Source organism: Alcanivorax sp. HI0044 (assembly GCF_001634945.1).
In genome coordinates this window covers 1-7,127 of sequence record NZ_LWEZ01001155.1, presented here as the reverse complement: position 1 = coordinate 7,127, position 7,127 = coordinate 1, and the positions used below count along the sequence as shown (strand labels likewise).

Genomic DNA, 7,127 nt, shown 5'->3' with positions numbered 1-7,127 from the left:
CCACACCCGCGTCCTGTGCCAGGCGTGCCCCTTTCACTACCTCGGCAGTGGTGGCTTCCATGGAGATAACCGCTTCGTTGGTATCGGTCTGAATGGTTTTTACCAGGGTTTCAATCTGCTTGGTTGCCGCCGCGGAACGTTCCGCCAGGCGTTGTACCTCATCCGCAACCACCGCGAAGCCCCGGCCGGCTTCGCCGGCCATGGACGCCTGAATGGCGGCGTTCAAGGCGAGGATGTTGGTCTGGTCGGCGATGTCGTTAATCAGGGATACGATGTCACCAATTTCCTGGGAGGATTCACCCAGACGCTTGATCCGTTTGGAGGTTTCCTGGATCTGTTCGCGAATGGTGTCCATGCCGTGGATGGTGGCCTGTACCACTTCGGCGCCCTTGTTGGCGATGGCTACCGCCCGTTCCGCTACCGCTGCCGATTCGGCGGCGTTGGCGGATACCTGGTCAATGGAGACCGCCATTTCGTTTACCGCGGCGGAGGCGCCGGCGATTTCCTGGGCCTGGTGCTCGGACGCTTCGGCCAGATGCATCGCCGTGGACTGGGTCTCCTGGGCCGCCGAGGCCACCTGTACCGCTGAGTTGTTGATCGTCTGTACCAGGCTGCGCAGCTGGTCAATGGAGTAGTTGATGGAGTCAGCGATGGCACCGGTGAAGTCCTCGGTTACCGTTGCCTGTACGGTCAGGTCACCGTCAGCCAGGTCGCCCAGTTCGTCGAGCAGACGCAGAATCGCCGCCTGGTTACGCTGGTTCTCACTTTCCAGTTCGTCTTTCAGCTTCGCAGCCTGGCGGTTCCGCTGGGCCATGATGATAAAGAAGAACAACACGGCCAGACCGGCGCAAACGCCACCCAGCCATACCGAGGGGAACAGCCCGCTGGTGCTGTCTTCGAACTGGTTGTTCAGGTTGGTGGATTCCTGCAGCAGGTCCTGGGAGCGACGGAAGATGGTGTCGGCCGCGTTACGTACCTGGAACAGCTCGGGGGCAGTTTCCAGGATTTCATCCACGGACTGGTTAACGAATTCGTCGAACAGGTCAGCAATTTCGGCCAGGTAATCCAGGGCGTCGGGGTCATTCACCTGGTCAATACCCATGGCGGCATCGCCTTCGATCATGCCGTTCATGACACGACCGAACAGGCTGGCATCACGGCCGAAGGAGTCCGCCGCGATCACCGCGCCGTCGCCACCTTCCAGTACCTTGGCGATGGACCGTACGATGCGCTCAGCCAGCCAGGATTGGCGCTGCGCAAAGGCAATCTGTTCCGGTTCCGCATCGGTGGCCACCAGAATTTCCACGACGCCTTCGTATTCGGCCTGCAGGGAAGGAATGGTCTGGGCCAGAGTGTCTGCCACTTCGTGCAGATCCAGTACCGTGTCTTCCCCTTTCAGGATCACGCCGGCGTTGGCGTTCACTTCATCCCACAGGGTTTGCAGGCGGGCCATGGCTTGCGGGTCGCTGACCGGCTCGTCCTTGACGTCGTCCCAGGCGGACTGGAAGCTTTTCTGGGATTTATCCAGCAATTCGAAGGCGTCGGCGTTACCGGCGGCCGCTTCCAGGGCGTTTTTGGCGATCTGCTGGGAAATTACCCGCATTTCGGAAGCGCGGGTAATGTTCTCCTGCGCCTTGTTTGCCGTGGTGGCGGACAGCAGGAAGTTGGCCAGTGCCAATAGCACAAAGATGGCAAGGCCCACATAAAGGGCAATATTCAGCGTGCCGCCGCCTGAGCCCCCCCGCAATTTTTCGAACAATGCTCCCGAATTGAACTTCATAGTCTGGCTCCTGGCCTGGCGTTCACTCTTCTTATATTCCCCGAGTTGTTCTATGCCGTTAGCCGGTACGGGCTACCTGCATAAAACGCGGGTCCTCTGCCAGCCGGGTGAGGCTGAACACGGACCAATACTCCCCTTCCCGTCGGTAGGCCCCGCGCACAAAGTTCGTGACGCTGGTGTCGCTGACCGGCAGTGATTCCACAAATTCATCAATGGGAAAATGTTGCATCCCCAGTACCTCGTCCACGGCCATGCCGGTGTAGAGGTCGTCCTGGTCCAGCACCAGCAGCCGGCGGCGCTTTTCCTGAACCGGTGAACTCTTTTCCAGAAAGCCGCTGAGATCCATGACGGTCATCAGGCGGCCCCGGACGTTGGCTACCCCTTTCATCCAGCTGCGTGCGCCGGGAATGCGGGTGTAAGCCGGCACCGAGAGGATTTCGGAAACCTCATCCAGCGGTGCCACGTATTTCTTGCCGTCGAGCACAAAGCCTACGCCACTCCAGTAGCTGACCGCATCCTGCTGCATGGGCAGATCTTTGGCCTGCTCCCGGCAGCGCTGATTGTATTCAGCCAGTTTGATGTAGGCGGCGGAGGCGTTGCTGCTCATGGGTGGCTCCTTCAGGCGTCGGCCAGCATGCGGTCGACGGTTTGCAGGAGCACGTCTTCGTCCACCGGCTTGGTCAGGTAGTCCCGGGCGCCCTGGCGTTTGCCCCAGACACGGTCGGTCTCCTGATCCTTGGTGGTAACGATAACGATCGGAATATGGGCGGTATCCGCCCCTTTGGTGAGCTGGCGGGTGGCCTGGAAGCCATTCAGGCCAGGCATTACCACATCCATCAAAACCAGCTCGGGAAGCTCGGAACGGGCCGTGGCGACGCCATCGGCGCCATTGGCAGCCTCGATAACTTCGTGGCCATGCTTTTCCAGAATCTCGCGCAACTTGTATGTCTCGGTGGGCGAGTCATCCACAATCAGAATACGTGCCATCTTACCCTCTTCAGGTTCAGCGGCTAAGCCGCTTAACCGTTGATATGCTGACGAATGGCACCCAGTAGCTCGTCCTTGGAGAACGGCTTGGTCAGGTACTCATCGGAACCGACAATGCGCCCCTTGGCCTTGTCAAACAGGCCATCCTTGGACGACAGCATGATCACCGGGGTTGCCTTGAAGGCGCTGTTGTTCTTGATCAGCGCGCAGGTCTGATAGCCATCGAGACGCGGCATCATGATATCGACGAAGATGATACTGGGCTTGCTGTCGGCGATTTTGGCCAAGGCATCGAAGCCATCGGTGGCCGTGATTACTTCACAACCCGCTTTCTTCAACAAGGTTTCGGCGGTACGACGAATCGTCTTGGAATCGTCGATTACCATCACCTTGAGGTCTTGGAAATTGTCAGTCATGGAAACTGCCTTTAACCGTGAACCGTAATTGGCCGCAACTTATTGTAATTTTTGGCCTTTCTAATAATTCGCTGGGCGGGGCCTGTGGCGGTGTCAGCCCAAGCGAAGTTTTTAACACAGATTCTACAATCAATCTATAAGACCCTATGAAACTTGAGAAAATGTCCCTCTGGCGGGTCGCTGAATAAGCTTCTCCGCGCATAGCGAACCTGTCTGTGCGCTGCTAACATTGCTCCGGCCATTGTTTGGTATGAGCAATGGCCGTACCAATCCCCCGCCGGCAGCTTTCGGGCTGCCTGCGCCCTGTAGACCGGAGACTTCATGAGCCTGCGTGTTGGTGTGGTGATGGACCCCATCGCCAAAATCAAACCCTGGAAAGACAGCACCTTTGCCATGCTGCTGGAGGCACAGCGGCGCGGCTGGTCCCTGCTCTATATGGAGCCGGGGGACCTGTATGTTCGCGATGGTCGCACCTTTGCCACCACCCGGGCACTGTCTGTTACCGACAATAACGACGATTGGTACCGTCTGGCCGACGCCGTGAATCACGACCTGGCCGATCTGGACATTATCCTGATGCGCCAGGATCCGCCCTTTAATGCGGAATACATCTACGCGACCTACCTGCTCGAGAAAGTGGAGCGAGAAGGGGTGCTGGTGGTCAATCGTCCGGGCAGTGTGCGCGACAGCAATGAAAAGCTGTTCGCCACCGACTTCCCGCAGTGCTGCGCGCCCACCCTGGTGTCCAGCCAGTCCACCCTGCTGCGCAATTTTGTACAGGAGTTTGGTGACACCGTGATGAAGCCGCTGGACGGCATGGGTGGCAGCAATATTTTCCGGGTACGCAAGGACAGCCCCAACATCTCGGTGGTGATCGAAGTGCTCACCCAGCACGGCAAGACGCCGATCATGGCCCAGCGCTTTGTGCCGGAGATCACCGAAGGGGACAAGCGCATCCTGATGATCAACGGCGAGCCGGTGCCCTATGCGCTGGCACGGATCCCCAAGGAAGGCGAGCTGCGCGGCAATCTGGCCGCCGGCGGCACCGGTCAGGGCCGGGAATTGAGTGACCGGGATCGCTGGATCTGCGAACAAGTGGGGCCGACCCTGAAACGCAAGGGGCTGTATTTTGTGGGTCTGGACGTGATTGGTGATTATCTCACCGAAATCAACGTGACCAGCCCCACCTGTATCCGCGAGCTGGATGCGATTTTTGACATCAATATCGCCGGGCAGCTGTTTGATACACTGCTGGAGTTGCGGCCGTCGTCATAGACCCGGCTGTCGTGGCGGGGCACACTGACCGGCTTCCTGTTGCGGTGGGTGCTGCCCTCCCTGGCTGAATGAAACCGCTGAAAATGTAGTAGCGAAAACAATAACATGGCATCAAATCCGGCATCTGTTACCGCCTCCGACCGTCTCACCTTCACCGTTTTCCTGGCGGTGGCGTTCCATGGCATCCTGATTTTCGGGGTGAGCTTTGCGCCGGAGCTGCAACGTGCGGCCCCGCATACCCTGGAAGTCACCCTGGCCCAGCACCGCAGCGACAGCGAGCCGGAAGAAGCGGACTTCATTGCCCAGAGTAATCAGGAGGGTTCTGGTGATCAGGCTGACAAACAGGAGCTGACCACCACGGAGCAGGCGGATTTTGCCGACAACAAACTGGAAAACGTGCAGCTCAAGGAAAAGACCACCCTGGAGCGCCGGGAGCGAGTCAGCCAGCAACTGGTGATCACCACCGCCCGGGACAGTGAGCACAAGGTTAACGCCGACCAGAAAGAAAAGACCGAGCCCAAGCCCCTGAAAGTGGCCAAGCAGGAAAACCTGCAGGACCTGAGCCAGCAGATCGCCAGCCTGCAGGCGCGGCTGGACGAGCAGAAGCAAGCCTACGCCAAGCGCCCACGGGTACGGCGTCTCACGTCGGTGTCCGCCAAGGCCCACTTCGAAGCGGTCTACATTGATGGTTTCCGCCGCAAGGTGGAAGACATGGGTACCCGCAACTTTCCCGCCCGGGCCCTGAACAGCAATACCTATGGTGCGGTGCGCCTGATGGTAGCGATCCAGAAAGACGGCTCACTGAAAGAAGTGCGGCTGCTCAAGTCCTCCGGTCATAAATTCCTCGATCAGGCCGCCATTCAGAGTGTGCGTCTGGCGGCCCCGTTCGATGCGTTTACAGCGGAAATGCGCCGCAACATGGACGTGCTGGAAATTATCCGCACCTGGAAGTTCGACAGTAACCAGCGAGTGTCGTCGAAATAATAGCTGCGCTCGCTACCACGCGACTGTAGGAGTGCCTCTCGAGGCGCGAACCGCGCTTGCGCGGCAATCGTCCGCAGGACGATCAGGCCTGCCAGCATTCGACAGGTGTTTAGAAGGATTTGGTGTTTATCGTTGCACGCTGCCCTCGCTGTCGCTCGGATTCGCACCTCGAGAGGTGCTCCTGCGGTCTCATCCTGAAAGGGGGATTCGCGTCGCTGTTCCCGCAGGCAATCTGCCCGATACCGGGAAAGCACCTATCTAGCCCCGCACCGCTTGCAGCTCCCCCGCCGCCCCCGGATACTACCCCCATGGAAAACACACCTTTGAAACACCAGTTGCTGGTGGCCATGCCGCAAATGGCCGACCCGGACTTTGAACATTCCGTGACCTATATCGTTGAGCACAGCAGCGAGGGCGCCATGGGGCTGACCCTCAACCGCCCGGTGCAGATCAGCCTGGGTGATATCCTCAGCGACATGGATATTGAAATCGAAGTGCCGCCCTCCGAGCGACATCGTGTGGTGGCCGGTGGGCCGATACAGCAGGAAGCCGGCTTTGTGCTGCACAGTGCCGCCACCCGCTGGCACGCCAGCACGGTCCTCAGTGATGGCCTGATCCTGACCACCAGCCGTGACATTCTGGAAGCCATCGCCATTGGTGAAGGCCCGGAGCAGTCCCTGATCTGTCTGGGCTACGCGGGCTGGGACGCCGGGCAGCTGGAGCAGGAGCTGGTGGATAACGCCTGGCTCAGCACCCCCGCCAGCCGTGAGCTGGTGCTCGACACCCCCTTCGAACAAGCCTGGCACGCCGCAGCCGCGCGTATTGGCGTGGATATGAGTTTGATTGCCACCCAGGCGGGGCACAGTTAATGCAGTTGATAGTTGATAGTGGACAGTTGACAGCTACCCACCGGCATCTTTCTTTCTTTTGTGAAGCTGGCAGCCTGCAGAATTTTTCGGACGCGGCCAGCGACCTGTCTGCTCCTGCCGGGCTGGATCGCGCCGCTGTCAATTGTCCACTATCAACTGTCCACTGCTTTTCATGATTCTTGCCTTCGATTACGGCACACAAAAGATCGGCGTGGCCAGTGGCAATGAGCTGCTGGGCACCGCCACACCATTGAAAGCCCTCCCTTGCAAAAATACCCAACCCAACTGGGATGATATTGCCGCGTTGTTGAAAGAGTGGGAACCGGAAGCCCTGGTTGTCGGCTTGCCGCTGAATATGGATGGCAGCGATAGCGAGTCCACCGCGCGCGCACGTAAATTTGCCAACCGCCTGCATGGCCGCTTCGGAAAAAAAGTGTGGCTGGTGGATGAGCGTTTGAGCACCCGCGAAGCCCGCGAACGTACCGGCATTCAGAAAGCCGATAGCCAGGTTGATTCCATGGCGGCGGTGATTATTGCGGAAGGGTTTTTTGCTGGGGACGCCGAGGCCATTGGCTAATGGGGGGGCAAAAGGCAGGTCAGGTTCACCCAGCGGGCACAAAGAGCCATAGGCGTAACCTGACATCCTGTGTTCTTTTGCGTAAAGGTGTGGAAGTCGGATTACGGCCTTCAGCCTAATACGACCTACGAAAGTCATCAATGTTTACTGCTTGACCCCTTCCACAGAAATAATAATGTCCACGGTTTCTGAAGCTGGGCCCAAGTCCTTGGTGATGCCGAAGTCGGACAGCGTCAGTG

At 58.7% G+C, this 7,127-nt stretch carries 8 protein-coding genes; 4 read left to right on the top strand and 4 right to left on the bottom strand.

Annotation, left to right across the window (positions count from 1 at the left end; translation table 11 throughout):
- From A3730_RS14905 to pilG, 4 genes are all read right to left on the bottom strand, one after another.
- On the bottom strand, positions 1–1,780 hold a 1,780-nt coding region (locus A3730_RS14905; RefSeq protein WP_063538331.1), incomplete at its 3' end, for a methyl-accepting chemotaxis protein.
- A 58-nt stretch (positions 1,781–1,838) separates the two neighbouring features.
- Positions 1,839–2,387 (bottom strand): chemotaxis protein CheW, encoded by a 549-nt coding sequence (locus A3730_RS14900; protein WP_007150053.1) that lies wholly within the window; start codon positions 2,385–2,387, stop codon positions 1,839–1,841.
- Positions 2,388–2,398: 11 nt separating this feature from the next.
- Complete coding sequence (gene pilH / locus A3730_RS14895; protein ID WP_007151610.1) at positions 2,399–2,767, bottom strand: twitching motility response regulator PilH; 369 nt, start codon at positions 2,765–2,767, stop codon at positions 2,399–2,401.
- A gap of 32 nt (positions 2,768–2,799) precedes the next feature.
- Positions 2,800–3,183, bottom strand: coding sequence for a twitching motility response regulator PilG (gene pilG, locus A3730_RS14890; RefSeq protein WP_063521389.1), 384 nt, complete (start codon positions 3,181–3,183; stop codon positions 2,800–2,802).
- 321 nt (positions 3,184–3,504) lie between these two features.
- Here pilG and gshB point away from each other — a divergent pair, with 321 nt between their 5' ends.
- The 4 genes from gshB to ruvX all read left to right on the top strand — a co-directional run bounded on the left by gshB (position 3,505) and on the right by ruvX (position 6,888).
- Positions 3,505–4,458 carry a glutathione synthase gene (gene gshB / locus A3730_RS14885; RefSeq protein WP_007148391.1) on the top strand — a complete coding sequence of 318 codons (954 nt, stop codon included), beginning with the start codon at positions 3,505–3,507 and terminating at the stop codon, positions 4,456–4,458.
- Between the two features lie 105 nt (positions 4,459–4,563).
- On the top strand, positions 4,564–5,442 hold the full coding sequence (locus A3730_RS14880) for an energy transducer TonB (protein ID WP_063538329.1): 879 nt from the start codon (positions 4,564–4,566) through the stop codon (positions 5,440–5,442).
- 308 nt (positions 5,443–5,750) lie between these two features.
- Positions 5,751–6,311, top strand: a complete 561-nt coding sequence (locus A3730_RS14875) for a YqgE/AlgH family protein (RefSeq protein ID WP_063537522.1) — start codon at positions 5,751–5,753, stop codon at positions 6,309–6,311.
- 172 nt (positions 6,312–6,483) lie between these two features.
- Positions 6,484–6,888, top strand: coding sequence for a Holliday junction resolvase RuvX (gene ruvX, locus A3730_RS14870; RefSeq protein WP_063519758.1), 405 nt, complete (start codon positions 6,484–6,486; stop codon positions 6,886–6,888).
- Positions 6,889–7,127: the final 239 nt, after the last annotated feature.